Source organism: Mesorhizobium sp. CA7, assembly GCF_020165015.1.
Taxonomy (GTDB): Bacteria; Pseudomonadota; Alphaproteobacteria; order Rhizobiales; family Rhizobiaceae; genus Mesorhizobium.
Window position 1 is genome coordinate 24,361 of sequence record NZ_JAIUHH010000021.1, and the last position, 26,312, is coordinate 50,672.

Annotated in this window: 26 protein-coding genes, 1 tRNA gene and 2 pseudogenes; 16 read left to right on the forward strand and 13 right to left on the reverse strand. The window is 64.4% G+C overall.

The genetic code is table 11. From position 1 onward, the window contains the following. Positions 1-116: 116 nt before the first annotated feature. Positions 117-308, forward strand: a complete 192-nt coding sequence (locus LB552_RS26010; RefSeq protein WP_224611013.1) for a hypothetical protein — start codon at positions 117-119, stop codon at positions 306-308. Here the strand turns inward: LB552_RS26010 and LB552_RS26015 are convergent. Next, positions 271-945, reverse strand: coding sequence for a cysteine hydrolase family protein (locus tag LB552_RS26015; RefSeq protein ID WP_224611014.1), 675 nt, complete (start codon positions 943-945; stop codon positions 271-273). The two genes, LB552_RS26010 and LB552_RS26015, sit on opposite strands and share 38 nt — an antisense overlap. 226 nt (positions 946-1,171) lie before the next feature. Here LB552_RS26015 and exbB point away from each other — a divergent pair, with 226 nt between their 5' ends. The 5 genes from exbB (at position 1,172) to LB552_RS26040 (ending at position 5,676) form a co-directional block, all read left to right on the forward strand. Continuing rightward, entirely contained in the window at positions 1,172-2,098 is a 927-nt protein-coding gene (exbB, locus tag LB552_RS26020; RefSeq protein ID WP_224611016.1) for a tonB-system energizer ExbB, read from the forward strand. A 5-nt stretch (positions 2,099-2,103) separates the two neighbouring features. Continuing rightward, on the forward strand, positions 2,104-2,610 hold the full coding sequence (gene exbD, locus LB552_RS26025) for a TonB system transport protein ExbD (RefSeq protein WP_224611018.1): 507 nt from the start codon (positions 2,104-2,106) through the stop codon (positions 2,608-2,610). Next, positions 2,607-3,599: an energy transducer TonB gene (locus LB552_RS26030; RefSeq protein WP_224611020.1), complete on the forward strand. Its 993-nt coding sequence runs from the start codon at positions 2,607-2,609 to the stop codon at positions 3,597-3,599. The genes exbD and LB552_RS26030 overlap by 4 nt, the downstream gene beginning before the upstream one ends. An 81-nt stretch (positions 3,600-3,680) precedes the next feature. Then, positions 3,681-5,075 carry a multicopper oxidase family protein gene (locus LB552_RS26035; RefSeq protein ID WP_224611021.1) on the forward strand — a complete coding sequence of 465 codons (1,395 nt, stop codon included), beginning with the start codon at positions 3,681-3,683 and terminating at the stop codon, positions 5,073-5,075. Positions 5,076-5,181: 106 nt separating this feature from the next. Further along, complete coding sequence (locus tag LB552_RS26040) at positions 5,182-5,676, forward strand: hypothetical protein (protein ID WP_224611022.1); 495 nt, start codon at positions 5,182-5,184, stop codon at positions 5,674-5,676. Positions 5,677-5,709: 33 nt separating this feature from the next. On the opposite strand, the gene LB552_RS26045 is transcribed toward LB552_RS26040, so the two are convergent. Beyond that, positions 5,710-5,889: a hypothetical protein gene (locus LB552_RS26045; protein WP_095770049.1), complete on the reverse strand. Its 180-nt coding sequence runs from the start codon at positions 5,887-5,889 to the stop codon at positions 5,710-5,712. Between the two features lie 285 nt (positions 5,890-6,174). On the opposite strand from LB552_RS26045, the pseudogene LB552_RS29935 reads away from it, so the two are divergent. The 3 genes and pseudogenes from LB552_RS29935 to LB552_RS26060 form a co-directional block, all read left to right on the forward strand. After that, positions 6,175-6,504: pseudogene (locus LB552_RS29935) on the forward strand (AsmA family protein); the annotation flags it as partial. Between the two features lie 225 nt (positions 6,505-6,729). Beyond that, positions 6,730-9,207, forward strand: a complete 2,478-nt coding sequence (locus LB552_RS26055; RefSeq protein ID WP_224611077.1) for an AsmA family protein — start codon at positions 6,730-6,732, stop codon at positions 9,205-9,207. Positions 9,208-9,401: 194 nt separating this feature from the next. Further along, positions 9,402-9,734, forward strand: coding sequence for a hypothetical protein (locus LB552_RS26060; protein WP_224611023.1), 333 nt, complete (start codon positions 9,402-9,404; stop codon positions 9,732-9,734). Positions 9,735-9,928: 194 nt separating this feature from the next. On the opposite strand, the gene LB552_RS26065 is transcribed toward LB552_RS26060, so the two are convergent. Then, on the reverse strand, positions 9,929-10,372 hold the full coding sequence (locus LB552_RS26065) for a hypothetical protein (RefSeq protein WP_224611024.1): 444 nt from the start codon (positions 10,370-10,372) through the stop codon (positions 9,929-9,931). A 178-nt stretch (positions 10,373-10,550) separates the two neighbouring features. Next, positions 10,551-10,626 (reverse strand) — tRNA-Ala (locus tag LB552_RS26070). A 165-nt stretch (positions 10,627-10,791) separates the two neighbouring features. On the opposite strand from LB552_RS26070, the gene LB552_RS26075 reads away from it, so the two are divergent. Beyond that, positions 10,792-11,091, forward strand: a complete 300-nt coding sequence (locus LB552_RS26075; protein ID WP_135888880.1) for a YggT family protein — start codon at positions 10,792-10,794, stop codon at positions 11,089-11,091. After that, positions 11,091-11,393 (forward strand): annotated as a pseudogene (locus tag LB552_RS26080) (DUF167 family protein); the annotation flags it as partial. The gene LB552_RS26075 and the pseudogene LB552_RS26080, both read left to right, overlap by 1 nt. Positions 11,394-11,793: 400 nt before the next feature. On the opposite strand, the gene LB552_RS26085 reads toward LB552_RS26080, so the two are convergent. The 3 genes from LB552_RS26085 to LB552_RS26095 are packed head-to-tail and all read right to left on the reverse strand — an operon-like array spanning position 11,794 to position 14,523. After that, complete coding sequence (locus LB552_RS26085; RefSeq protein WP_224611026.1) at positions 11,794-12,675, reverse strand: MurR/RpiR family transcriptional regulator; 882 nt, start codon at positions 12,673-12,675, stop codon at positions 11,794-11,796. A gap of 7 nt (positions 12,676-12,682) precedes the next feature. Then, positions 12,683-13,750: an ABC transporter ATP-binding protein gene (locus LB552_RS26090; RefSeq protein WP_224611028.1), complete on the reverse strand. Its 1,068-nt coding sequence runs from the start codon at positions 13,748-13,750 to the stop codon at positions 12,683-12,685. Positions 13,751-13,752: 2 nt separating this feature from the next. After that, positions 13,753-14,523: an SDR family NAD(P)-dependent oxidoreductase gene (locus LB552_RS26095; protein WP_224611030.1), complete on the reverse strand. Its 771-nt coding sequence runs from the start codon at positions 14,521-14,523 to the stop codon at positions 13,753-13,755. A 171-nt stretch (positions 14,524-14,694) separates the two neighbouring features. On the opposite strand from LB552_RS26095, the gene LB552_RS26100 reads away from it, so the two are divergent. The 4 genes from LB552_RS26100 to LB552_RS26115 all read left to right on the forward strand — a co-directional run bounded on the left by LB552_RS26100 (position 14,695) and on the right by LB552_RS26115 (position 19,460). After that, complete coding sequence (locus LB552_RS26100) at positions 14,695-15,927, forward strand: ABC transporter substrate-binding protein (RefSeq protein WP_224611032.1); 1,233 nt, start codon at positions 14,695-14,697, stop codon at positions 15,925-15,927. A 299-nt stretch (positions 15,928-16,226) separates the two neighbouring features. Next, positions 16,227-17,096, forward strand: coding sequence for a carbohydrate ABC transporter permease (locus tag LB552_RS26105; RefSeq protein WP_224611078.1), 870 nt, complete (start codon positions 16,227-16,229; stop codon positions 17,094-17,096). Then, complete coding sequence (locus LB552_RS26110; protein ID WP_224611034.1) at positions 17,093-17,917, forward strand: carbohydrate ABC transporter permease; 825 nt, start codon at positions 17,093-17,095, stop codon at positions 17,915-17,917. Before LB552_RS26105 ends, LB552_RS26110 begins: the two co-directional genes overlap by 4 nt. 22 nt (positions 17,918-17,939) lie before the next feature. Next, a complete protein-coding gene (locus tag LB552_RS26115; protein ID WP_224611036.1) occupies positions 17,940-19,460 on the forward strand; it encodes a M81 family metallopeptidase in 1,521 nt (506 codons plus the stop codon). Between the two features lie 109 nt (positions 19,461-19,569). Here LB552_RS26115 and LB552_RS26120 read toward each other — a convergent pair whose 3' ends face one another. From LB552_RS26120 to LB552_RS26145, 6 genes are all read right to left on the reverse strand, one after another. Continuing rightward, positions 19,570-21,618: a M3 family metallopeptidase gene (locus tag LB552_RS26120; protein WP_411966405.1), complete on the reverse strand. Its 2,049-nt coding sequence runs from the start codon at positions 21,616-21,618 to the stop codon at positions 19,570-19,572. A gap of 434 nt (positions 21,619-22,052) precedes the next feature. Further along, complete coding sequence (locus LB552_RS26125) at positions 22,053-22,424, reverse strand: nuclear transport factor 2 family protein (protein WP_224611038.1); 372 nt, start codon at positions 22,422-22,424, stop codon at positions 22,053-22,055. A gap of 55 nt (positions 22,425-22,479) precedes the next feature. Next, positions 22,480-23,121 (reverse strand): carbonic anhydrase, encoded by a 642-nt coding sequence (locus LB552_RS26130; protein WP_095769607.1) that lies wholly within the window; start codon positions 23,119-23,121, stop codon positions 22,480-22,482. Positions 23,122-23,284: 163 nt separating this feature from the next. Further along, a complete protein-coding gene (locus LB552_RS26135; RefSeq protein ID WP_224611039.1) occupies positions 23,285-24,037 on the reverse strand; it encodes a DUF429 domain-containing protein in 753 nt (250 codons plus the stop codon). Next, entirely contained in the window at positions 24,034-24,918 is an 885-nt protein-coding gene (gene pdxY, locus LB552_RS26140; RefSeq protein WP_224611041.1) for a pyridoxal kinase PdxY, read from the reverse strand. The genes LB552_RS26135 and pdxY overlap by 4 nt, the downstream gene beginning before the upstream one ends. Before the next feature lie 12 nt (positions 24,919-24,930). Beyond that, positions 24,931-25,182 (reverse strand): hypothetical protein, encoded by a 252-nt coding sequence (locus LB552_RS26145; RefSeq protein WP_224611043.1) that lies wholly within the window; start codon positions 25,180-25,182, stop codon positions 24,931-24,933. Between the two features lie 243 nt (positions 25,183-25,425). Here LB552_RS26145 and LB552_RS26150 point away from each other — a divergent pair, with 243 nt between their 5' ends. Then, on the forward strand, positions 25,426-26,070 hold the full coding sequence (locus LB552_RS26150) for a LemA family protein (RefSeq protein ID WP_224611045.1): 645 nt from the start codon (positions 25,426-25,428) through the stop codon (positions 26,068-26,070). Positions 26,071-26,312: the final 242 nt, after the last annotated feature.

Sequence of the window (26,312 nt, forward strand, 5' to 3'; positions counted from 1 at the left end):
GCGGCCGCCGCGCCCGTGAGTTCAGAAAAATTTATCCTCGCCGTTCCAAAAGCCATCCGCGTTTCGTCTTGGTGAGTGCCGGGTTGCCATCCCGGCATCAACCAAGGGAGAAGCAAATGTCGATCCTGTCATCCATCGCTCGCATCGCGGCCGAATACACCGCGACCCGTGCCCGCTATCGGGCAGCGCGGACGCTTTATCTGCTGCCTCTCGACATCCGCAAGGATATCGGCTGGCCGGAACCCGGCGATCCGCGCGATCCCGAAATCCTCAGCTCGCCACGCTCGCGAGCCGTGATAGCGCGCTGATGACGGCCGCCGAGTCCGCCAGCGCGCCGAAGACGCCGTCCTCGACCGTCACCATACGCAGTGCGGCTTCATGCGCATACCGGTCGCCGCTGGCGCAGGCGTCCGAAATCGTCAGGCACTGGAAGTTGCGGTCGCAGGCCTCGCGCAACGTGGTGTGCACGCACACATCCGTCGTGCAGCCGGTGAACAGCAGATGCGTGATGCCGCGCGCCCGCAGAATGAGCTCGAGATCCGTGTGGGTGAAGGCGCTGTTGCAGGTCTTGTCGATGATGATGTCTCCAGGCGCGACCTCGATGTCGGAAACGATCTGGAAACCTGGGCCGGAGCGCAGCAGGACATCGGTGCCGTCGAGCCCTGCCCGCTTGCGTCGCCATCTTTCGTAAGGCGTTATGTCGGCCATGTCGGCGCGGTAGCCTTGCCTGGTGTGGATGATGGTGAGGCCGGCGGCGCGGGCCGCGGCAATCAGCCGGTTGACCGCCGGCAGGATGGCTCGCAGCGGCGACGGATCGTAGCCCTTCCTGGCGAAGTAGCCGGTCGGCGAGAGGAAATCCTCCTGCAGGTCGATCACCAGCAGTGCCGTATGCTGCGGCTCCAGCTTGCCGTCATAGGGAAAGTCGAAAGGTATCGCCGTGATCATCGGCCGCCTGCTCTTCTTGCTCCATGCGCATCGTGCCCGGCAACCGTCTTGCGGTCCAGGCCCGCAGCGTGCTCAGGCGGGCATAGGCACATTATGAATTGTGGATCAGCATAGTCATCTTTATAGTTGACTCGCAAACTCATGTTTCATAGTCAACCGGCACGGCTCGCCCTGCGCCTGTCTGTATGGCGGCCGCCGCATTGCAATGATGAAGCGAGGACGAGCCTTGTCCCGAAACAGCCTCTTGGCGGCGCTGGCCGCGTCGCTCATTCTTTCGGCTGGTGTCGCCGCGGCGCAGGGACGATCGCCTGCGCCGGTCGAGCAGGCGCCGGCCGCTCCAACCCTGCAGACGCCCCCGGCGCAGGCGCCCGCCGCCACGTCGGTCGCTCCAGGCATTCGGCCGGCTGCGAACGGCACCACGAGCGAAGAGCCTTCCATCTCGCTGACGCTGCCGCATGACCTGTCGCCCTGGGGCATGTTCATGAATGCCGACATCGTCGTGAAGGCGGTCATGGTCGGGCTGGCCTTCGCTTCTCTCGTCACCTGGACGATCTGGCTCGCCAAGTCGCTGGAGGTCTTCGCCGGCAAGCTGAGGGCCCGTCGCGCCGCCGATGCGATCGGCAACGCCGCGACGCTGATGCAGGCCGGCCGGGAGCTTGGCCACAGCGGCGGTCCAGGTGCGCTGCTGGTGCGGGCGGCGGAAGAGGAACGGGCGCTGTCGGCCGGCGCGCTCGATCATGCCTCCGGCGACGGCCTGAAGGAACGCGTCGCCTCCAGGCTTGCGCGCATCGAGGCGGCGGCGGCGCGGCGCATGTCGCGCGGTACCGGCCTGCTCGCCACCATCGGCTCGACGGCGCCCTTCGTCGGCCTGTTCGGCACCGTCTGGGGCATTATGAACGCCTTTATCGGCATCTCGCAGGCGCAGACCACCAACCTCGCCGTCGTCGCGCCCGGCATCGCCGAGGCGTTGCTTGCCACCGCCATGGGCCTCGTCGCGGCCATTCCGGCGGTCGTCATCTATAATGTCTTCGCGCGTTCGATGGCCGGCTACAGGCAGATCCTCGCCGACGCTTCCGCCGGCGTCGAGCGGCTGGTCAGTCGCGACCTCGATTTCCGCACCGTCCCGCCGGCGACGGCCATGGCGGCGGAGTAGCGGCGATGGCGGCACGCATTCGCGAGATCTCCGGCGACGATCTCGAGGAAAGCCACGACATCAATGTCACGCCGTTCATCGATGTCATCCTCGTGCTCCTGATCATCTTCATGGTCGCCGCACCGCTCGCGACCGTCGACATCGATGTCGACCTGCCCGGATCGACGGCTGCGCCGGCGCCGCGGCCCGAGACACCGTTATTCCTTACGCTGAAAAGCGATCTGTCACTGGCGATCGGCAATGACAGCGTGCTCCGCCCGGCCTTCGCCGGGGCGCTCGACAACCGCACCAAGGGCGACAAGCAGACGCGCATCTTCCTGCGCGCCGACAGGACGGTCGGCTATGGCGACCTGATGGAGGTGATGAACCTGCTGCGTAGCGCCGGCTATCTCAAGGTCGCGCTGGTGGGGCTCGAAACTGCATCGGGCAGTACTGGCGGACCGGCCGAGTCTGGAGCTCCGGCAACTGGTGTAAACTCGGCGCCGGCTCCGGGTGACGGTTCAGCGCCATGACGGTCGCCGCGCTTTCCCGCATTTCGCAGCCGCGCTTCGGCGCGCGTGAAGCCGGCCTGTGGACGAGCGCCGCCGCGATCATTCTGGCCGCGCATGTGGCGGTTGCCTATGCGGTGCAGAATCTGAGCTTCGCCGAGATGCAGGATGGCGGTCCGCCGCCAGCGCTGGCGGTCGAGATGGCGCCGCTGGCCATCGCCCCCGCCGTGCCGGAAGAGGCGGCGATGCCGGACACGGTGACACCGGAGCCGCCCGATGCGGCGGAGGAGACGGAAACGCCCATCGACGCGAAATCGGTGATCGACCCGGCGCCGGTGGCCGAGCAGACCGAGCCCGTCGCTGAACAGCCCCTCGATACCGACGACACGCAGGAGGCCAAACAGGTCGCTCCCGCCGAACAGGCCGTTGCTGCCCTGAGCGAGCGGCCGCCGCTGGACGAGGTCGTGCCCGATCCTGTCGAGGCGATCGCGCCGGACGTCGTCATTCCCCTGCCGCAACCGAAACCTGTGGAAGCCGAGGTGAAGGTGCAAAAGCCGGTCGAAGCTAGGAAGAAGGCTGAGAAGAAACCGGTCGAAAAGCCGAAAGAACGCGTCAGGAAGGAAAAGGCTCCACCGCCAAAGGCGACGACCACCGCCAGCATCGACACCAAGGCGGCGGCGAAGGCGGCAGCGCCCCGGTCCTCGGATGCGGCGCCGCGCTCCAGCGTCGGCCCGTCGCGCTGGAATTCCAGCCTGGCGGCGTGGATCAGACGGCACACCCGCTATCCGAGCGCGGCGCGCTCCAGGCGGGCCGAGGGCACGCCGAGCGTGACCTTCACGGTCGACACCTCCGGCAGGGTGGTCTCGGCCCGGCTGGCGCGATCCTCGGGCGATGGCGATCTCGACCGTGCGGCGCTCGGCGCATTGCAGGGCGCCTCGGTGCCGGCGCCGCCGGCGGAGCTCGGCGCACGCGTCACCCGCACCGCGCCTTTCGTCTTCAGCCTGCGGGACTAGGCCGGTGCGCCGGATGGTGGTAGGCGGCTCACTGGTTCGGCTCAATTCCAACGGCCGAGGCATCCTGCCGACGGAAACCTTATGACGACATTCACGCGCCGCGCCCTTCTCAAAACCACAGCTGCCGCAGGCCTGGCCGGCATCGGCGCCGCGACTGTCGGCAGATTGGCCGGCTTTGCAGCCGCCAAGCCTGCCCCGCTGATCCTGAAGACCGCAAGCATCGAGGCGCGGCTGATGGAGGGTGCGCCGACGAAGAATGTGCTGACCTATGGGGAAGCAGGTCCGCCGCCGGTCGTCAGGATGAGGAAGGGCGAGCCGTTTGCCGCGCGCCTGATCAACGGCATCGACGATCCGACGACCATCCACTGGCATGGCATCCGCGTTCCTAACAAGATGGACGGCGTGCCGTTCCTGGTGCAGCCCTATGCCTATCAGGGCGACCATTTCGACTATGAATTCACGCCGCCCGACGCCGGCACCTTCTGGTACCACCCGCATTGCAACACGCTGATCCAGATGGGTCACGGCCTGACCGGCGTGATCGTGGTCGAGAACCCGAAGGACCCGGTCTTCGATGTCGAGATAGTCGTCAACCTGCGCGACTGGCGGCTCGGCGACGACGCCCAGTTCATCGAGCCGTTCAGGCCGCGCGACGCGGCCAAGGCCGGCACCTTCGGCACGGTGCGCACCGCCAATTGGCAGGGCCAGCCGCAATTCGATGCGCCGGCCGGCGGGTTGGTGCGGCTGCGCGCCGCCATCACCGACGTCACCCGCATCTATGCCTTCCGCGTCGACGGCGCCGAAGCTGTGGTCATCGCGCTCGACGGCAATCCGGTGCCGCAGCGTTTTACGCCGGATGCCTTGCAGCTGGGGCCCGGCCAGCGGCTGGAGCTTGCCATCCGCATGCCCGACGAGGAGGACGCGATCGTCAGCCTGCGCGACGTCAGAGGCACCAAGCCGAAAATCCTGGCGACGCTGCGTTCGGTCGGCAAATCGCTCAGGCACGACCTGCGCGATCTCGGCCGGCTCGAACCCAACCCGGTGCCGGAGCTGGACCTGACAAGCGCCAAGCGGATTCCGCTGGCGCTGAGCGCGACGGCCGAGAACGTCGCGGCCGACGGCATTTGCGGCTCGCTCGGCTACAGTTTCTGGGCAATCAACAAAGTGCCGTGGCCGGGCGACACGCCGGACCCGACCGCGCCGCTCGCCGAACTGAAGCTCGGCCGCAGCTACATCATCGACATGGAGACCCTCACCCCGCACGCGCACCCGATCCATTTGCACGGCATGAGCTTCAAGGTGCTGTCGTCATCGACCAAGGCAGTCCAGCCCCTTATCTCCGACACTTATCTCATCCAGCCCGACGAGAAGGTGCAGTTGGGCTTCGTCGCCGACAATCCCGGCGACTGGCTGCTGCATTGCCACATCATCGAGCACCAGAAGACCGGCATGACGAGCTACTTCCGGGTGGTGTAAGCGCATCGGCGTGGAGATGCGTCGGCATTCCGCGGGTTGACGCGTTTGGCCGATTGCCTAGGTAGGGAGGAGGGCGCTGGGGCGGCACACAACTCCGACCGACGGCATGACATCCTTGCATATTCGAAAACTTGCCTTTGTTGCGGCAGGTATCTCCATCCTGTCGTCCTGCGTCATCCCCGACGATACGTCGAGCATCGCCAAGGTCGACGCCACCACGGCCGCTGCCCGCAAGGAGATGGTCGGTCTCAGCGAGGCCGATGTCCGCATGTGCGCCGGCTTTCCGACCGCGACGGCCGACACGGGGCCTTCCGGTCAGATTTGGACCTACCAGCGCACCGTGCAACGCGGCAACCTCAGCATCGCGGTGCCGACGATGGCCGTGGGCGCGATTCCCGCGGTCGGAGGGTCGGTCAACGTCGCCCCCGGCGGCTATTGCAATACGCAAATACGCATGCTCAACGGCCACGTCGCAGAGGTAGCCTATGCCGGCGACAATAACTTGCCGAACAGCCGTGACGCGCTATGCGTCAGCACCGTGGACGCCTGCGTGGCCTATGCGCGCCAACGCAATCACAAAGCAACACCAGTCTCCAGGTGAGTGGGACGAGGCCGGTCCGAGACTCCGCTTGTGTCAGCGTCCTCCGGGGTGAATGGCGCCGGGCTCCTTTTCGGAGGCGTCCGGCGAAACATGCGGGCCCATGTCCCTGCGGGTTTCGGGCGGCGGGACATCCATCAGGTTTCTGACCTTGGCATTGTTGTGCGCGTGGATGATGGCGCGGCTGAAATGGAGCAGGGTTCCGAGCACTGACATTGGCACTTCCTCCATTGAAATGGCTGATATGTCGGCGGCGGATGCCGGAAAATGCGCCTGGTCTGTTTCACGGGAATGGCTCGGAAACCGGCTGATCGTTTCCAAACCCTCGGGTCTGGAAACACTTGCCTGCAAATGGCTTCGATCGCGGCGAAAGAGCCGACGGTCCCTGGAGTAGTGCGAAATTCGTCGGCGCGAAGCCCGTGTTTCGGCAGGATTCAGTCGGGCGCCAGAAGCATGTATGTTTAACGATACTGATTCTTCCGATCATTTTGGCGGGTCGATGTGAGAAAAATCGTCGCTGCACTCACCGTAGCTGTTGTTCTTTGCGCCGGGCTGCTTTTCCTTGTGCCCGCTCTTGTTTCAATCGACTGGGTTCGTGCCGAATTGAGCCGGCAACTGTCATCCGCAACCGGAATGACAATTCGGCTGGACGGACCTGTCAGACTATCGCTGCTGCCCAAGCTGGCGGTGGTCGCGGACGATATCTCGCTCTCGACCGGTACGGGCGAGATCGTGATATCCGCTCCGCGGTTCTCGACTTCGATAACGCTGTCGTCCCTATGGTCGAAAAAGCTTGAGATACAGTCCGTCGCGCTGGCGGATCCGACAATCGCGCTCAAGGCTTCGGCAAACGCGGCGTCACCTCCGGAACCGAAGGATGTACAGGCCGATCCGTTCGCGGCGATTGTCGAGACGCTCGAGCGGCTGGCGATCTATCAACTGACGATAACGAACGGCACCCTCACCTCAGGCGCGTCGACCGGCAATTCCGCTGAGGTGACAGCAATCGACGCCGATCTGAGGGCTCCGGACCTCGACCGAGAGGTCTCGTTTTCGTTGGCCGGCACCAGCGGCGGCCGTCGCGTTGAAATGAGCGGGAGCCTTTCCGCCTTGAGGCCGATCCTGAAACGGCTGCCGGCCCAGATCGCCATCGAGGCGCGTCTCGATCCGGCGCCGGTTGCCAAATTCTCTTCATTGCATGCGAGTGGAGAGATCCAGCTCAACGGGAACGGCAGTTATCAGATCAAGGGCGGAAAGTTCGATGTCGGCGACCAGAGCTTCCAGATGGACGCGCTCTTTCAGCCCGGGGCGCGGCATCGCTTCTTCGCCGACCTGGCGGCAAAGCGCGTCGATATCGACGCCTTGAGCGATATTGGAAAGGATCGTTCCAGCGCGGGCAAGGCTTCGGCCGGCTCCGGCGAGCCCGACCTCGCGATGCTCTCTGCGTTCGATGCCGATATCAGCGTTGCCATCGATGAATTGGTCGGCGGCAAGATACGGGCTTCCGATGTCCAGCTCGCCGCGACGCTGCGCGATGGACATCTTGAGGCAAGGCTGGAGCACTTCGGCCTTGATGCGGGAAACCTCACAGCGACAGCCTCGACGAATGTCGGTGAAACGCCGCCGACCGTACGCGGCAATATTGCGAGTTCAGGGCTGGATATCGGCTCTATAGCGAAGCTGGCCGGGCAATCCGTGCCGTTGTCCGGCAAGCTGACCGCCGATATGGGGTTCGCTTTTCGCGGACTCACCGCAGAGCGCATACGCAGCAGCGTCAATCTGCAGGGAACGGTCGGGATCAGGCAGGGCAAGCTTCCACTCGCAGCACTTGCCGAGGCCCGGACGGCCGACGACATCACCGGGCTCAATCTTGACGCGAAGGTTCACGATGTCGGCAAACCGGTCGATTTGACGGGCAAGCTCGTCTGGCGGGGACAGGCCGTGACGTTCAAGTCCCAGCTCGCGCCTGCATCCTTTCTGGCCAGCGGCTCCGTTGCCGATGCGTCCGGGCCGATCAGCCTTTCGGTTTCCTCCAAATACCTCGAAGGCAGCATAAGCGGCGCTGCCGGGGGTGGCGGCACGTTCAAGGGTCAGATTTCGGTCACATCGGCCTCGGTCGACAAGCTCATGCAATGGCTGGGGCAGAGTGCTTCCCACGGTCTGCGAGACTTTGCCTTCAAAGGTGACGTGGACGCCGGGCCAGGACAGCTTTCCTTTCAGAAAACCTCTGTTGCCTTGAACGGGGTCAAGGCGTCGGGCCAGGGCTCGATGAAACTTGGGGCGCCCCTCAACATCCGGACGTCGCTCAATTTCGCGAAGCTTGACTTCGCGGCGTTCGCCGGCGGCGGCGAGACTGCCACAGGCGGAAAGCAGAAGCCGAACGGCGCCACCGACGCGCCGATCGATCTCTCCTTCCTCAAGGGAATTGACGCCAAGGTGGATATCCAGGCCGACAAGCTCGGCTATGGAAAGGTCTTCGCCGGGCCGGTGGCCACCACTCTGGTGGTTGCTGATGGCAAGGCGCACCTGAACGTGCCGCAAAGTCCCTTCTACGGCGGCACGATTGCCGCGGAGATGACAGCCGACGGCTCGAAGGACACCGCTTCCCTGACCCTGAACACTGCGATCGCCGGCGCGGCCGCGGCTCCCTTGCTCCATGACGCGGCGGATTTCGATCGCATCGAAGGAACGCTCAATGCGACCGTCGCGGTTTCAGGCTCGGGAAAGACTACGAAATCGCTTGCCCGCTCCCTTGGCGGCAAGGCGTCGGCAAAATTCGGCGACGGCGCCTTCCGGGGCATCGACATAGCCGAGGTCTACAACAACCTGGTTGGGCTGCTTTCCAGCGGCTTCAAGCAGGATCAGACCAAGAAGACGGCGTTCACCGAACTCGGCGCCTCTTTTGCCATCGAGAACGGCGTCGCGCAGACGACGGACATCAGCCTGCTGGGTCCGCTGGTGCGAATGGACGGCTCGGGCAAGATAGACTTCGCCGACCAGACGCTCGACGTCCGTCTCAACCCCCGCGTCGTTGCCTCGCTTGCCGGGCAGGGAGGCGACATTGCCGTGAAGGGCATCGGGGTGCCGATCGTGGTCCAAGGCCCGCTGTTTGCGCCTCGGGCCTATCCGGACCTGAGCGCGTTGGCCAAAGACCCGCAGGGCGCGCTGGACATGTTGGGCCGCCTTGGGCTGCCAACCGGGAAGTTGAATCTCGACAAGCTGATCCCGGGCCAGACGGGCTCGAACGGCGATGGCTCCGGCAAGGGAGCGGCGGATCTGATCGGCGATCTTCTGCGCAACGCCGCACCCCGGCCCAAAGCCCTGCCCGCGGCTCCGGAACCCGCCGTGGCGCCAGACACCGGCAATACGGATAATGCGCCGCCGCCAGGTTCGAACGCCGGCGGCGAGGCCGAAGCAGAGATCACCGCGCCGGCGGCCGAACCCGCTTCCGCCGACCCGCAGGCCGCCCCTGCTTCGCCCGAAGCGCCAAAGAAAGGGGAAATCGACACGCTTCTCGATCAGTTGGCCAATTAGCAGTGCAGGGTGGCCTCCGCTCGCGGGGATGATGTGAAAGACAGCGGCCGCTATGGTTGCGTCAGCCTGACGCCGGCGCAGTACATGATCTAACGCTTATATGTGCGGCCGCAAATCAAAGTGATCTCGGCCGCCGCAAATCGTCCCCAATCAGGACGTTCTTCCGGCCTTAGTCTGGAGACGTGGAGAGGCCGATGAAATTGTCTGTTCTTGCCCTTGCCGGGACCATGCTGGCGGTGATGCCAGCGGTCGATGCGGCGCCGATGATTGGCATGCCGGCCATAAGCGGCCTGGTGCAGCAGGCGCATGTCACATGCGCCTACCTGACCGAGGACGGCTACTGCGTGCGGCCGCACAAGAAGCATAAATACTGGAAGCGCCACCACTACGACCGGCCTGCCTACCGCACCGATGAGCGTCAGCTACCGGACGAGGATTACTGGCGCTATCAGCGTCCGCGGCCGATCATCCGGGTCGTTCCCGACTATCCGCAGGACGAAGACAATTGGGATGACTGGGACGATTGAGGCGAGCCGCCCTTCATTGGCAAGCGGGATGCCTGCAGGCCCGCTATTCATCAGAGCGGACACCCCGCCATTGGTCTGGCAGGTCGGCGGAGAGGTCGATGAAACTCGCCGCCTGGCCTGCCCGGCGCGATCTTTGCGCGCCCGGGCGGCGCCCGAACCGGCCCGTCCCGGAATAACGGACGGAGCCGGGGCTCCTACCTCTTCAGCGCGATGCTCATGCCGCTGAGGTCGGCGTTGACCTGCAGGCCCACCTGCCGGCCGGTGAGCTCGAGCTGGGCGCCCTTGTCATTGGTCATCACGATCACCTGGGCGCCTCTGCCGAGCGCGCCGCCACCGCCGGCTGCGCCGTAGACGCCCGTCACATCGCTGGCGCGTCGGATGTGGCGCACCCTGCCCTGAAAATAGGTCTTGGATGCGCCGAAGGCCAGGCCGCCCGAGATGCCGCCGATCGAGATCGGATACCGTTTGCCGTGGAAGGTCAGCGTGCCTTCCCCGCCAGAGCCGCCGATGAAGAAGGCCGCCTTGTAGACGGAGAAGCGGATCGTACCGCTGTCGGCATGCGCGGCGCTGGCAAAGCTGACGCCTGCTGCGGCGATTGCCGCAACCGCGACTGAACGGAACCTGGACGAAATCTTCATGATGGGGACCTCCTCAAGCATCGCCGCTTGCCCAGCCGGCCGGGCACATCAGCTTCAAAAGTATAGCTGAACCGTCTTGCCCCACCATTGGTTCCAAGCACGCGGCCCGAAATCCGGCGGCCACAAAATTCTGAACGAGGAAGGCAACCGCGCGCGAGAGGCACATGCGTGTGCTGGCTGGTGGAGCTGAGGGGGATCGAACCCCTGACCTCATCATTGCGAACGATGCGCTCTCCCAGCTGAGCTACAGCCCCGTTCCAGCGGATCGGCTTGTATCGGTCGCGGCCGTTTCATGTCAAGGCGAAAGACCGGCAGGCGACGAGCACGCTGACTAGTAGGCCTTGCCCGCCAGTCAAGCCCGCGGGCCTTGCCCGCACGCCAGGCAATGGCTACATGTCGGCGACAATTTGGAGACCGGCATGATCGCCCTTATTCAGACCATCGTCATGGCGCTTGATATCTACTGGTGGATCATCATCGCCTCGGCGATCTTTTCCTGGCTCTACGCCTTCAATGTCGTCAATTCGCGCAACCAGTTCGTCGGCAGCGTGGGCAACATGCTCTACCGGCTGACCGATCCGGCATTGCGCCCGATCCGCCGCTTCATGCCCGATCTCGGCGGCATCGACATTTCGCCGATCATCCTGCTTCTGATTATCTTCTTCATCCGGCAGTTCCTGGTCACCACCGTCTGGTCCTGGGTCGTGACCGGCGGCTGATGAGCACGCCGTTGCGGCTGCGCGAGAACGGCATCGACCTCTTCGTGCGTCTGACGCCGAAAGCGGCGCTCGACCGGATCGACGGCGTCGAGACCGCTGCCGACGGGCGCAGTCATCTTAAGGCCCGCGTCCGCGCCGTGCCGGAGAACGGCGCCGCCAATACAGCGCTGGAACGGCTGCTGGCCAAGGCGCTGGGTGTGCCGGTGTCGGCCGTTTCGGTGGTCGCAGGCGGCACATCGCGGCTGAAGACGCTGCGGGTCGTGGGGGAAGGGGCCGAGCTGGCGAAAAGCGTCGAGGCTCTTTCTAAGCATCGAAGATCTGAGACGCAGGCGGGACGGCGCCCCCCTCTGTCCTGCCGGACATCTCCCTCGCTTGGCTACGCTATGCACACATCTTCTGTGACTGGCGCGACTGATCAGGTCGAGGCTTGATTGCCAGGTGGTTCCCCCAATCCGTCGCTGCTTCGCAGCGCCACCTTTCCCCCCTCCGGAGGGAAAGGAAGGGAGCGTTGCTGGACGGGCGTTGACGGCAAAAGGCTTGGCGCCTTTCCTCTACCCCGTCGATCGGGGGAGAGGTGGCTCGGCGAAGCCGAGACGGAGTGGGGGTCGACCAGCGCTACATGAGGGGCGCGGAAGCTGCCAATCGGGAAGATGCCCGGCAGGGTAGAGGGGGGCGCGAAGGATCGCCAACTTCGGCAACCGCTCAATCGCCCAGCGGCAGTCTCGGATCGTCGACCTTCAGCGTGTTCACGCTCTGCTTGATGCGGCGCAGATTCTCCAGCACTTTCGGCCCGCGCGCTTCCGCCACCGTGGTGGCGATCATGTCGAGGATGGCAAGCAGCGCGTAGCGCGACGAGGTCGGCTTGTAGATGTTGCCGTCCTCGACGGACTGCAGAAGGATGACCGTGTCGGCGACCTTGGCCAGGGCCGAATCCGGCGCGGTGATGGCAACGGTCGCCGCACCATATTGCTGCGCAACCTCGACCGCCTCGATCACCGAGCGCGCATAGCCCGAGACGGAGAAGGCAAGCAGCGTCGTCTCGGGCGTCGCGACGGCGGCATACATGCGCTGCAGCTGGCCGTCGGTCTGGGCGAGCGCCGACAAGCCGAGCCGGAACAGCCGGTTCTGCATCTCGGTCGCCATCATCGAGGAGATGCCGCCTGAGCCGATGCACAGCACATTGCCGGAGCTCGCAATCCGGGCGGCGACGTCCATCACCGTCGTCATGTCGAGGTTTTCGCTGGCGCGCTGGATGGCGGCGATCGCCGCCTCGGTGATCGCCGAGGCGATGCGCTGCTCGCGCGCGTCGCGGCTGAGCGGCTCCGGCGACAGATACTGGCCGCCGATGGCGATCGCCTGCGCCAGGTAGAACTTGAAATCGCGAAGACCCTCGCAGCCGAGATTGCGGCAGAAGCGGGTGACGGTCGGCTCGCTGACGCCGACGCGCGCGGCGATCTCCGAGATCGCGGCCTTCGAGGCGAAATCAAGATCGGAAAGCACCAAGCCCGCCAACCGGCGGTCCGACTTGGTGCCGTCCTGCGATATCAATTGCAGGCGCGTGATGATGTCGGCCGGGGTCTTCATCGTCTTCTCACAGCGGCAGGCCCGTCGCCTTGTCGAAGAGGTGGATGTTGCGCGGGTCGACGCTCACCGGCAGCCGGTCGCCGGGCTTCACCTGAAGCCGGTCGCGGAACACCGCGCGCACCGTGTCGTCGCCGACCGAGCCATAGACATGCGTTTCCGAGCCGGTCGGCTCGACGACGTCGACCTTGATGGCGAGGGCATCGTCGCCGGCGCCGACGAGGAAGTGCTCGGGCCGGATGCCGGCCTCGACCGTGTCCCTGCCGGACGCGGCCTTGCCCGGGAGCGCCAGACGGCCGCCGCCCGTCGTCTCGAACCAGGACTTGGCTCCGGCGGTCTTCAGCGCGCCGGAGACGAAGCTCATCGAAGGCGAGCCGATGAAGGCGGCGACGAACTTGTTGGCCGGCCGGTCGTAGAGCTCCAGCGGCTGCCCGACCTGCTGGATGCGGCCGCGATCCATCACCACGATGCGGTCGGCCATGGTCATGGCCTCGATCTGGTCGTGGGTGACATAGACGATGGTCGATTTCAGCCGCTGGTGCAGCGCCTTGATCTCGGTGCGCATCTGCACGCGCAGCTGCGCGTCGAGATTTGAAAGCGGCTCGTCGAACAGGAAGACCGAAGGCTCGCGCACGATGGCGCGGCCCATGGCGACGCGCTGGCGCTGGCCGCCCGACAATTGCCTTGGATAGCGGTCGAGATAGGAAAAGAGGTTGAGCACGCCCGACGCCTTCTTGACCTTGTCCTCGATCGCGGCGCGCGTCTCGCCGCGGATCTTCGGGCCGAAGCCGATATTCTCCGACGCCTTCAAATGCGGGAACAGCGCGTAAGACTGGAACACCATGGCGATGTTGCGTTTCTGCGGCGGCAGCTCGTTGGCGCGCGTGCCGCCGATGAGGAGATCGCCTGAGGTGATCGTCTCCAGACCTGCCAGCATGCGCAGCAAGGTCGACTTGCCGCAGCCGGAGGGGCCAACCAGCACGACGAACTCGCCGGTCCGGATGTCGAGATTGATATCTTCGAGGATTTTGTGCTGGCCGAAGGATTTCGACAGGTTGCGGAACTGGACGTCGGTCATGCTCACGCTCCCAATATGTCGTCGATGAAAGGCAGGTAGCCGGCTGTCAGCCCGGCATCCACGGGCACCACGGCACCTGTTATGCCGGAAGCGCGGTCCGAGGCAAGGAAAGCCACGGCTTCCGCCACTTCGGAAGCGTTGACGATGCGGCCAAGCGGATAGAGCCGCTTCAGCCGGCCTAAGATCTCGGGGTCCTTGGCCAGGCGATGGTCCCAGGCGGCGGTGCGGATCGAGCCCGGACAGACGACATTGGCCCGCAACCCGCTGCGGCCGAGCTCGACGGCGATGGATTTGGCGTAGGCGTTGATGCCGGCCTTGGCCGCCGCATAGGCCGGATTGCCGAAATGCGAAATCGCGTTGACGGAGGAGATGAAGACGACGCTGCCCGACCCGCGCTTGGACATCGCCTTGATGAGCGGATCGGCGAAGGTCATCACGCCGGTCAAATTGAGGGCGAGCTCCTCTTCGATCTTGTCCGCCGTCAGCGCCTTCAAGGTCTCGGCGCGCGTCCAGCCGGCATTGTTGATCAGGATGTCGGGAACGCCGTCCTTGTCGAGCAGCGCGGGTATCGCCGCTTCGATCGAGGCCCGGTCGAGCAGGTTGAAGACATGGCGCGACGCGATATGCGGGCTGGCCAGAGCTTCCACCGACTGGTCGCAGCCGACGACGCGCGCGCCGCGCTCGGCTATGAGCTCGACGATCGCCGAACCGAGGCCGCCGCCGGCGCCGGTGACGACAACGGTTCTGCCCTCGAAATCGGCCTTTGATACCACGATGCGCGCTCCTCCGCCGTGCCAGACAGCGACGGAACGCTATCAACAAAATGTAATTTAGCAACATGATAAACTGCTTGCATTGGGCATAACCCTCGATAATGTAGGAAAGTAACATAAATCCTGCGCCTCTAAGGCCAGGCGCGAATGCGCATCAATGGGAGAGATCAGATGAGCCTTGCGAAATGGACTATCGGCCTGTTGGCCGGAATGAGCATGCTGGCTTTTGCAGCACCCGCCGATGCCGGCGAGGTGCGCGTCACCGTCGCCGAATACAGCGCCAAGACCGGTCCCTATTTCGAAGAGGTGAAGAAGGAGTTCGAGGCGGCCAATCCCGGCATCACCATCAAGTATGAAGTGGTGCCCTGGGACGTGCTCCTGCAGAAGCTCACCACCGACATCACCGCCGGCACCAATGCCGATCTTTCGATCATCGGCACGCGCTGGCTGATCGATTTCGTGCAGCAGGGTGTCGCCGAGCCGCTCGACAGCTACATCAAGCCGGAGTTCAAGGACCGCTTCATCGACACCTTCCTGCAGCCCTCGATCATGGACGGCCACACCTACGGCCTGCCGATCGCGGCTTCGGCCCGCGCCATGTATTACAACAAGGAGCTGTTCGAGAAGGCAGGCATCGCCAAGCCGCCGGCCACCTGGAGCGAACTGCAGGAGGACGCGCGCAAGATCAAGGCTCAAGGCGCCTTCGGCTACGGCCTGCAAGGCAAGGAGATCGAGACCGACGTCTATTACTACTATGCGATGTGGTCCTTCGGCACCGAGATCCTCAACAAGGACGGCACATCCGGTTTGAGCACGCCCGGCGCGCTTGAAGCCGCCAAGCTTTACAAGTCGATGATCGACGAGGGCCTGACGGAACCGGGTGTCACCTCCAACAACCGTGAGGACGTGCAGAACCTGTTCAAGCAGGGCAAGGTCGGCATGATGATCACCGCGCCGTTCCTGTCCAACCAGATCAAGGAAGAGGCGCCGAAGCTGAAATACGGCGTCGCCGCCATCCCCGCCGGACCGACCGGTGCGCGCGGCACCTATGGCGTCACCGATAGCATCATCATGTTCAAGAACTCCAAGAACAAGGATGAGGCCTGGAAGCTGCTCGACTTCCTGTTCACCAAGGAGCAGCGCGCCAAGTTCACGCAAGGCGAGGGCTTCCTACCGGTGAACAAGGAGGAGGCGAAGATGGACTATTACGTCAACAATGCCGACCTCGCCGCCTTCACCGCGCTTCTGCCCGACGCCCGCTTCGCGCCGGTCATCCCGGGCTGGGAAGAGATCGCCCAGATCACGTCGGACGCCATGCAGAAGATCTATCTCGGCAGCGCCACGCCGGAAGCCGCCCTGAAGGACGCCGCCGACAAGGCGAACGCCGTCCTGAAGAAGAAATAGGGCGTATCTCCCTGCGCCCGTGGCGCGCTCCACCCGTCGGAGCGCGCCACACCTTTTTGGAAGGTGTTCTACGTCGGCGCCGCCCCTCATTGCCCTGCCGGGCATTTCTCCCCGTATAGTGACGGGGAGAAAGAGCTGTCCGCAATGCAGGCGCCTTTCCTGCCGCGACTGACGAAATCGCCGGCGACAGCAGGCAGATGAGGGGCAGCGCAGACGTCGGCGAGGAATTCAAAGGACGTGTCTTGAGCACCAATGCCACTGCCACTGCTGCCTACCCGCAACATGGTGCCATCGAGCCGATGCAAAATCGTTTCGTGCCTTATCTGCTGACGCTGCCCAGCCTGCTCCTGGCGGCGGTCGTCATCTTCTGGCCGGTCTGGGACCTGATCCAGATAGCGACGCATGACGTGAACCGCTTTGGCCAGCTTCGCGAGTTCAGCGGCCTGGCCAATTTCTCGGCGCTCGCCGCCGATCCCGATTTTGTCGCCGCGCTCTGGCGCACCGCGCTGTGGACGGTGCTGGTCGTCGGCGGCGCGCTGCTTTTGTCGATTCCGGTGGCGATCATCCTCAACACCGACTTCTACGGCCGCGGCCTTGCCCGCGTTGTCATCATGTTGCCCTGGGCGGTGTCGCTGACCATGACCGCGGTGGTCTGGCGCTGGGCCCTCAACGGCGAGAGCGGCATGCTGAATTCGGCGCTGATGAAGCTCGGCCTGATCAGCCAGAACATCCAGTGGCTGGCCAGCGCCGAGACCGCTTTCCCGATGCAGGTGCTGATCGGCATATTGGTGACCGTGCCGTTCACCACCACGATCTTCCTCGGCGGCCTGTCCTCGATCCCCGACGATCTCTATGAGGCGGCCGCGCTCGAGGGCGCGACGCATTTCCAGCAGTTCCGCGAGATCACCTTTCCGCTCCTGAAACCCTTCATCAACATCGCGATCGTGCTCAACACCATCTATGTCTTCAACTCCTTCCCGATCATCTGGGTGATGACACAAGGGGGGCCGGCAAACTCGACCGACATATTGGTGACCCATCTCTACAAGCTCGCCTTCCGCATCGGCAAGCTGGGCGAGGCTTCCGCCGTGTCGCTGGTGATGTTCGCGATCCTGCTCGTCTTCACCATGATCTATGTGCGCCTCGCCATGCGGGAGCAGCGCGCATGAACGGCAAGTTGAAACGCACCATCATCGCCTGGGTTCTGCTGGCCCCATTGATCGTGGTGACGATCTTCCCCTTCGCCGTCATGTTTCTCACCGCCGTCAAGCCGCGCACCGAGGTGCTGACGCCCACCTGGTGGCCGAGCGAATTCCGCTGGTCGAATTTCGCCGACATGTGGGTGGCGACCGGCTTCGGCCAGGCGCTGCTCAACTCGCTCTATGTCTCGGCGCTGGCGACGATCGGCGCGATCCTGATCTCGGTACCGGCGGCCTACGCCATGTCGCGCTTCCGCTTTGCCGGCTATGGCGCCTTCCGCCAGTTCCTTTTGATCTCGCAGATGATATCGCCGATCGTACTAGTGCTTGGGCTGTTCCGGCTGATGGCGGCCTGGGGCCTGGTCGAGAGCACCACCGCGCTCGGCTTCATCTACATGGCCTTCAACGTGGCCTTCACCGTCTGGATGCTGCAGAGCTATTTCGACACCATCCCGCGCGACCTGGAGGAGGCCGCCTGGATGGAAGGCGCCGGGCGCTGGCTCACCCTGCGCAAAGTGTTCCTGCCGCTTTGCCTGCCGGCGATCGCGGTGACGGCGATCTTCACCTTCATCAATGCCTGGAACGAGTTCGTCGTGGCGCTTACCATGCTGCGTAGCCAGGAGAGCTACACGCTGCCGATCCAGGTTTTCTCGCTGGTCGCCGGCCGCTATACGATCGAATGGCACCATGTCATGGCGGCCACGCTGCTGGCGACACTGCCGGTGGCGATCCTCTTCATCTGGCTGCAGCGCTACCTCGTCCGCGGATTGGCGCTCGGCGCGGTCAAGTAGCTTCCATTTATACGGAGCCCTCATGCGCATCTTCACCGCCTCGCTGGCGACGGAAACCAACACCTTCTCGCCGGTGCCGACAGACCGGGCTTCCTTCGAGATGGCCTTCTATGCCAGCCCCGGAAAACATCCGGAGACGCCGACGCTCTGCTCCTCGCCGATCGTGGCGTTGCGCAAGCGCGCCGCGAAAGAAGGGTTGACCGTCATCGAAGGTACCGCCACCTGGGCGGAGCCCGGCGGCCTGGTGCAACGCCAGACCTATGAAGCGCTGCGTGACGAGATCCTTGGCCAGCTAAGGGAGGCATTGCCGGTCGATGCCGTCATCCTCGGCCTGCATGGCGCCATGGTGGCGCAAGGCTATGACGATTGCGAAGGCGATCTCCTGGAGCGCGTGCGCGCCATCGTCGGCCCGAAAGTGGTGATTGCCTCGGAGTTCGATCCGCACAGCCATTTGACGCCGAAACGCGTCGCAGCTTGCGACATCATGGCCTACTTCCTCGAATTCCCGCACACCGATTTCTACGAGCGCGGCGAGCATGTCGTCGAGCTCGGCCTTGCCGCGGCGCGCGGCGAGATCAAGCCGGTGATCTCGACCTTCGACTGCCGCATGATCCAGGTGCTGCCGACCAGCCGCGAGCCGATGCGTTCCTTCGTTGACAACATCAAGGCGCTGCATGGCAAGGACGGCGTGCTGTCGGTCTCGGTCATCCACGGCTTCATGGCGGCCGACGTGCCCGAAATGGGCACGCGCATCCTGGTCGTGACCGACAATGACAAGGCAAAGGGCGACAAGCTCGCCGAAACGCTCGGGCGCGAGCTCTATGACCTGCGCGAGAAGACCGCCATGGCGATGCTTTCCGCCTCGGCCGGCATCGAGCGGGCGTTAGCCGTGCGCGCCGAGCGCCAGGACAAGCCGGCGGTCATCGCCGACATCTGGGACAATCCGGGCGGCGGCGTGCCGGGCGACGGCACCATTGTGCTGCGCGAGCTGCTTTCGCGTGGTGTGACCAAGGTCGGCGTGGCGACGATCTGGGACCCGATCGCCGTGACCTTCTGCCATGCGGCCGGCGAAGGCGCGGTCATCGACCTGCGCTTCGGCGGCAAGGCCGGCCCTCAGGCCGGCGAGCCGATCGACGCCCGCGTCAGGGTGCTGAAGACAACCAACGAAGGTTGGCAGAGCTTCGGGCCGAGCCGCGTGACGCTGGGGCCATCGGCGGTGGTGCGCATCGAAGGCACCGAGGTCGACGTCATCTTGAACACCAACCGCACCCAGACCTTCGAGCCCGATATCTTTTCCAACATCGGCATCGATCCGTTGTCGAAGGACGTCCTCTTGATCAAATCGACGAATCATTTCTACGCCGGCTTCGCGCCGATCGCCGCCGAGATCATCTATGTCGCCGCGCCGAGTTCCTACCCGAGCAATCCGGCGGTGACGGATTACAGGAAGCTGACGCGGCCGATCTGGCCGAGAGTGGCTGATCCTTGGCGCGCTTCCCCTTCTCCCCTTGTGGGAGAAGGTGGCCGCGAAGCGGCCGGATGAGGGGTGTTCCAGCGGAGTGAGGCGCTGGCGTTCCCTGGAGCACCCCTCATCCGTCTCGGTGCTGCGCGCCGATCCACCTTCTCCCACAGGGGGAGAAGGGAAAGATGCGTCACACCAATCCCCGCTTCACCATCATCGCCTCAGGCGACGGCATCTTCCCGCGGAAGGTCGTATAAAGCTCCTCCGGATCCTTCGACCCACCCGCGGCATAGATGTTCTTCCGCAGCCGCTCGGCGAGTTCCGGATTGAAGGCATCGCCCGTCTCCTCGAAAGCCGAGAAGGCGTCGGCGTCGAGCACTTCCGACCACATATAGGAATAATAGCCGGCTGAATATCCGTCGCCGGCGAAGACATGGCCGAAATGCGGGGTGCGGTGTCGCATCGCGATCGTGTCGGGCATGTGCAGCTTTTCCAGCGTTTCAGCCTCGTATCGAAGCGGCTCGGCGGGCGCGTCAGGTCGCGCATGATAGGCCATGTCGATCAGCGCCGAAGCGGTGAACTCGACCGTGGCGAAACCGGCGCCGAAGGTGCGGGCGGCGAGCATCTTGTCGAGCAGCGCCTTCGGCATCGGCTTGCCGGTCTTGACGTGCAGCGCATGCTTTTCCAGCACCTGCGGCACGGTCAGCCAGTGCTCGTAGAGCTGCGAGGGCAGTTCGACGAAGTCGCGGCTGACCGAAGTGCCGGAGACCGACGGCCAGGTGACGTCGGTCAGCATCCCGTGCAGCGCATGGCCGAACTCGTGGAACAGCGTCTTGGCCTCATCGACCGACAGCAGCGCCGCCTCGCCGGCCGGCGGCTTGGCGAAATTCATGATGTTGTAGATCACCGGCTTTGCGCCCGGGCCAAGCTTATAGCCCGACCGCAGCGCGCTCATCCAGGCGCCGGAGCGTTTTGAGGGCCGCGCGAAATAATCGGCGAGAAACAGGCCGCGCTCGCTGCCGTCGGCATTCTTCACCACGAAGACGCGCGCGTCGGGATGCCAGGCTGTTATGCCCTTCTTTTCCTCGAAAATGATACCGAACAGGCGTGTCGCCACATCGAAGCAGGCTTCGATGACGCGTTCGAGCTGCAGGTAAGGCTTCAGCTCCGCTTCGTCGAAGGCGAATTTCTCGGCGCGCAGCTTCTCCTGGTAGAAGCGCCAGTCCCAGGCCGCGAACTTCTCGTTGCTGCCCGCTTCCGCGGCCAGCCGCTCCAGCTCCTTCTGGTCGGCGGCCGCTTTTTCCAGGGCTTTCTCCCACACAGGATCGAGCAGCTCGTGCACGGCCTCCGGCGTCTTCGCCATCGTGTCGTCAAGCTTCAGCGCCGCGAAGGAGCCGTAGCCCAGCAGCTTCGCCTTCTCGGCGCGCAGCTTCAGCATGTCGCGCACAACATCGGTGTTGTCGGAGGCGCCGCCATTCTGGCCGCGCATGATGAAGGCTTTGAACGCGATCTCGCGCAGGTCGCGGCGCTCCGAGAAGGTCGAGAACGGCTCGTAGATCGATCGCGACAGCGTCACCGCATAGCGGCCCTTCTGGCCGCGCATCTCGGCCGCTTCCGCCATGGCGCTCTTCAAAAAGTCCGGCAGGCCGGCAAGGTCGGCCTCATCGAGGAACAGCGACCAGTCACGCTCGTCGGCGAGCACGTTCTGGCCGAATTTGGTGCCGAGCGAGGAGAGTTCCTCGTTGATTGCCGCGAGCCGCTTCTTGCCGTCGGCATCAAGCTTGGCGCCCGAGCGGACAAAGCCCTTCCAGGTCTTTTCCAGGACACGCAGCGTCTCGGCATCAAGCTTGAGACTGTCGCGCCGTTGGTAGAGATCGTCGATACGGGCAAATAGTTTTTCGTTCATCGAGATCGCCGAGAAATGCCGCGACATCTTTGGCGAAACCTCGCGCTCCATCGCCTGGATCGTGTCGTTGGTATGAGCGCCGGAGCGGCACCAGAAGATCGACGAGACACGGTCGAGCGCCTCGCCGGCAAGCTCGAGCGCGGCAAGCGTGTTCTCGACGGTCGGCATCTCGCTGTTGCCGGCGATCGCGTCGATCTCGGCCTGATGCGCCGCCAGCGCCGCGTCGAAGACCGGCCCGAAATCATTGTCGCCGATTCGCGAGAAATCCGGCAGGCCTAGCGGCCCTTGCCAGACGGTCAGCGGATGGGCGGCGAGATCGAGGGTTTTTGACATGGGCAAATCCAACTGGGGAGTTCGGTGAATTGGGAGCGGCAGGCTGCCCCGGATGTAGGACGATGCTACGCAGCGCGCAACAAGGGTCGCTCCAGGCTTCGCCTTAGACCATTCAAGGGACAAGGCGGTTCGCCGTTTTCCCTGAAACGGTGAAATGCGCTGGTCCATCGCAAACGCTGGAGATTGGCTGAAGCCTCTCAACCTCGTCATCCACGGGCGGAGCGACGCGAAGCGGAGCGCAGACCCGAGGATCCATTCCGTGACCTTGGCCGAGGAACGCAGCGGAGCAGAATTCTGCACTGTGGCAACGCTCGGAAGTCACGGAATGGATTCTAGGGTCTGCGCGCGTCGCTTCGCTCCTTGCTCCGCCCTAGAATGACGACCTGACAAGCGCGTCAGCCAATCTTCAAGCATGCCGCCTACCAACGCAAACACTAATAGCCGCTGCAATCCTGCGCCACCGCCGTCTGCGTGCTGACGACGATGCGCCCGCCAGCGATGGTAAAAGTCTCGCGCATCAGCATGTCGTTGCTGGGAAAGTCGTAGCAGGCGAGCACCGTGGTCTCGCCATTCTCGCTCTTTTCAATGCGATGACGGATCGCGGCGCCCGTCACCGCGCCCTGCCATTCGTCGATCGAGGCGATGAAATCCTGCTTGGTCTGCACGACGCCGATGTCGTCCAGCTTCATGCGCACGTCGTCGGCAAGCAATCCGGACAATTCGGTCCTGTCGGCGGCCAGCAGCGCCGAATACCAGCGATCGATGATGGCGCCGTCATCGGCGCTGGCGCGGGCGACCGTGGACATGAACAGCGCCGCCGCGAGAAAGAACCTCCACCGGCTCCGGTGCATTATCCCTCCGTCACAACTCAGGCCGCTCGAAATCGCCGGTTTCCTTGTTCATCACCCACAGCTCCCCGGTCGAGATGTCGAACCATGCGCCGTAGAGCGAGAGCTTGCCCTTGCCTTCGAGGATCGAGACGCAGGGAAAGGTCCTGAGATTGGCGATCGAATAGCGGACTGAAATACGCTCCAGCGCCGTCTGACGCTCGGTCGCCGTCATCATGGTACTGGAGGCCACGGTCTCGGCGGCCGGCGCGATCAGGCTCATCCATTTGCCGATGAAGTCGCCGGGCGACAGGGGCGAGGAATTGGTGTCGAGCGCGGCACGGATGCCGCCGCAGCGGCCGTGGCCCATCACCACGATGTTCCTCACCTTCAGGCTCTGCACGGCGAATTCGAGCGCGGCCGATGTCGAGTGATATTCGCCGTCCGGCTCATAGGGCGGCACCAGATTGGCGACATTGCGCAGCACGAAGAGCTCGCCCGGCCCGGCGTCGAAGATCGCTTCCGGCGCCGAGCGCGAATCGCAGCACGCGACGATCATCGTTTCCGGCGCCTGGCCTTCGCGCGCCAGCGAGCGATAGCGGTCGCTTTCCGAGGGATAGCGGCCGGCCATGAAGTTGCGATAGCCGGCGAGGAGGTGCTCAGGGAGGTGAGGCATGGGCGGCGTCTGGCCCTTTCCGGGTTGGATGCGGCACGAATGTCGGTGTTCGAGCTATGTCTGCCTGAAGTCTGGCAAAGCCTCTAGCGGCAAAAGTCGGTCGCGAGCAATGCCGAATTGCGGATGAGCCCGTCGCAATCGCGATGCGGCATTCATGGCTTCGTCAGGCCCAGATAGCAACGGGAATGCCGAAACGATCGGTCAATGGCGGATCTGGAGAAGGTTTTGCCTCGCCGTTGGCGATGCGCCCGGCAATCAGCATCATGGCCGCGGCATCGAGGAAGTCGTCGCTCGCCGCGCCACGTGGCGGCGCCTGGTCGAGAAAGGTTTTGCTGTAGCCATGCCGACAAAGCAGCGCCTTGCGCTCCTCCATGCCGGCCGGGTTGACCGCTCCCTTGATCTTCTTCGGCAGCGCCATCGCCGTGCCGCCATTCAGCCGGCAGAACGCCACTTCCGGATGCGATTCGAAGATGCGGCGGCACAACTCCGGGCGCGAGATCAACAGCTGATCGATCTCGCGGATCTTGGCAAAGATGCCGAAGGCCTGGATGGAAACGCCGCGCGGCGGATCCGACGTTGCCAATGCCGTCGCGCTTGCCTTTCGATGCGCCGCATACCAGGCTTCGATCGTGGTGAAGTCGCTGGTGTCGGCATAGAGCGCCGCCCGCGAGGGGATGGCGAACACGCTCGATTGCCGCGCCCCGAGCAGCGGCCGCACCAGCGCTTCCGGCCCGCGGCCTCCCTTGCGCGAAAAATCCGGCAGGCCGATCGGCATGTCGACTGCGATCGTGGCATCGGGCAGCGCGTCGAGCAGCGCCTGGAAGCTTGGGAAGACCGAGACCGATGGCACGGCGTCCGCTTGGCGGTGGACAGCGATCCAGCCGGCCTTGCAGCCGTCGACGCCTGCGAGCTTCACGCCCGCTTGTCCCGCCCGGGATGCAGGAGATGGCGCAACTGCACCATCGCCATGGGGTGCGACAGGCTCTGCGCGTCGGTTTCGAGCTGCAGCTCGTCGCCGCCGCGCTTCGCGGTGCGAGCGAGGATCTCGTAGACGGCGGCGGTGGTCGATTGCAGCGCCTTGACCGGCGGCTGGCCGGACAGAACGCGCGCCAGATAGACGGCCGCAGTCAGGTCGCCAAGCCCGTTCGGCGGCTTCTCGATCACGCGGTGCTCGGCAAGCAGCGCCTGGCTGCCGTCGAGCAGGAAATTGCCGGTGCCGCCCGCCATCATCGCGGGCGCCGAGGTCACCAGCATGGTCGAAGGCCCGGCATGAAGTGCCGCCGCCGTCACCGCCTTGATGTCGGGCAGCGGCGCGCCCGCCATCCATTCTAGCTCATAGCGGTTCGGCGTGGCGATATCCGCGATCGGCATCAATTTGTCGCGCATGGCGACGGCCGTCGGCTCGGGCACGTAGAGCCCGCCCGAATCGCCCATCACCGGGTCGCAGATGTAAAGCGCGTTCGGCGTCTTTTCCTTGACGGCGGCGACCAGCGAGGCGACCGCGTCAGCCTGGCCGGCCTCGCCGAGATAGCCCGACAGCACGGCCCGCACCTCGCCCAACCAGGGCGCGCGCTCGAGATCGGCCATCAGCGCCTTGAACTGATCGAGCGGCGGAACGATGCGCGTGGCCCGGCTGTGGCCCGGATGCCAGGGCAGGATGACGGTCGGCACCGCCCAGACCGGGAAGCCCAGCGTCTCCAGCGCGAAGACGGCGGCGCGGTTGCCGACCGAGCCGCGGGCGACATGGCTGGAGATGACGATGACCGCGCGCGGCGCGTCGATTTTTTCTGCACTCATGGAAATCTGTTCCTAGCCGCCACCCGTTGCGGCATACACCAGCCAGGCCAATAGCCCAATGGCAATGAGGAAGCCGAGCGTTCGGCCAATGCGGGTACCCCAATATTCGATGGGATCGGTGCGGTCGGTGTCGCCGGCGGTCACGCGGTCGCGCGCGTCCTTCGCCGTGCGGACGATGAACGACGCGCCGCCCGGCGCTGTCTCGCGCGCCACGCGTTCGAGGATGCGGCGCGATTCGGTCTCGTCATCCTGGCGCTCGGCCATGGCAATTGCCCTTTCCTGCCCGGACCTTAGAGCAATTCCAGGAAAAGTGCGAAGCGTTTAGGCTCGGCTTACTTCGCCGCAGCCTTCCGACCGGAATTGCGTCAGACAAGAAGATGAAATCCTGTTCGCTCGACTATTCACAGGGGCTCTCGCCCGAGCCGGAGCAGGCGTCATCGGCCGGACATTTTCTTACGCGTGGATTGTGGTAATGCTTCGCGCGCAACTTCTGTCGAGGGACCAATCATGATTGCCGAGCGCCTCTCACTAGCCTCCCCCTTCCGCAGCCTTGCCGCCTTCCTGATGATGGCTTTCGTGCTGCCGCTGCTTGCCGGCTGCGGCTACAACACCATCCCGACGGCGGAAGAGAACGCCCATGCGGCCTGGAGCGAGGTGCTCAACCAGTATCAGCGTCGTTCCGACCTGATCCCGAATCTGGTCGAGACGGTGAAGGGCTATGCCTCGCATGAAAAGGATACGCTCGACGCGGTCGTCCAGGCGCGCGCCAAGGCAACGCAGATCACGGTGACGCCCGACACGCTGAAGGATCCCGAGGCGCTGAAGAAGTTCCAGGATGCCCAGGCCGGGCTGACCAGCGCACTGTCGCGGCTGATCGCGGTGTCGGAAGCCTATCCCGACCTCAAGGCGAACCAGAATTTTCTCGCGCTGCAAGCGCAGCTGGAAGGCACCGAGAACCGCATCGCCGTGGCGCGGCGCGACTACATCCAGGCGGTCAGGGACTATAATCTGACGCTGAAGACCTTCCCGTCCGTGCTGTGGGCGACCTTCTGGTTCCGCGGCAACGAGCCGTTCGCGAACTTCACCGTCGAGGAAGACAAGATGCAGGTGCCGAAGGTCGATTTCGGCACGAGCACGAAGCAGGGCGGGTGAGCGGCTCGACGGTCGTCGGAATGTAATTCTGCGAAAAGACGGACCGCTGGCGTGTTGATACCCCCCTCTGTCCTGCCGGACATCTCCCCCTCAAGGGGGGAGATTGGCAGTTTCGACAACCTCGCCCCCTCTTCAACGCTGAAGATTGGCGAAGGTCGGCGTGACGTCCAATCTCCCCCCAAGAGGGGGAGATGTCCGGCAGGACAGAGGGGGGCGCGACAGAACGCATACCCCGCGGTTCT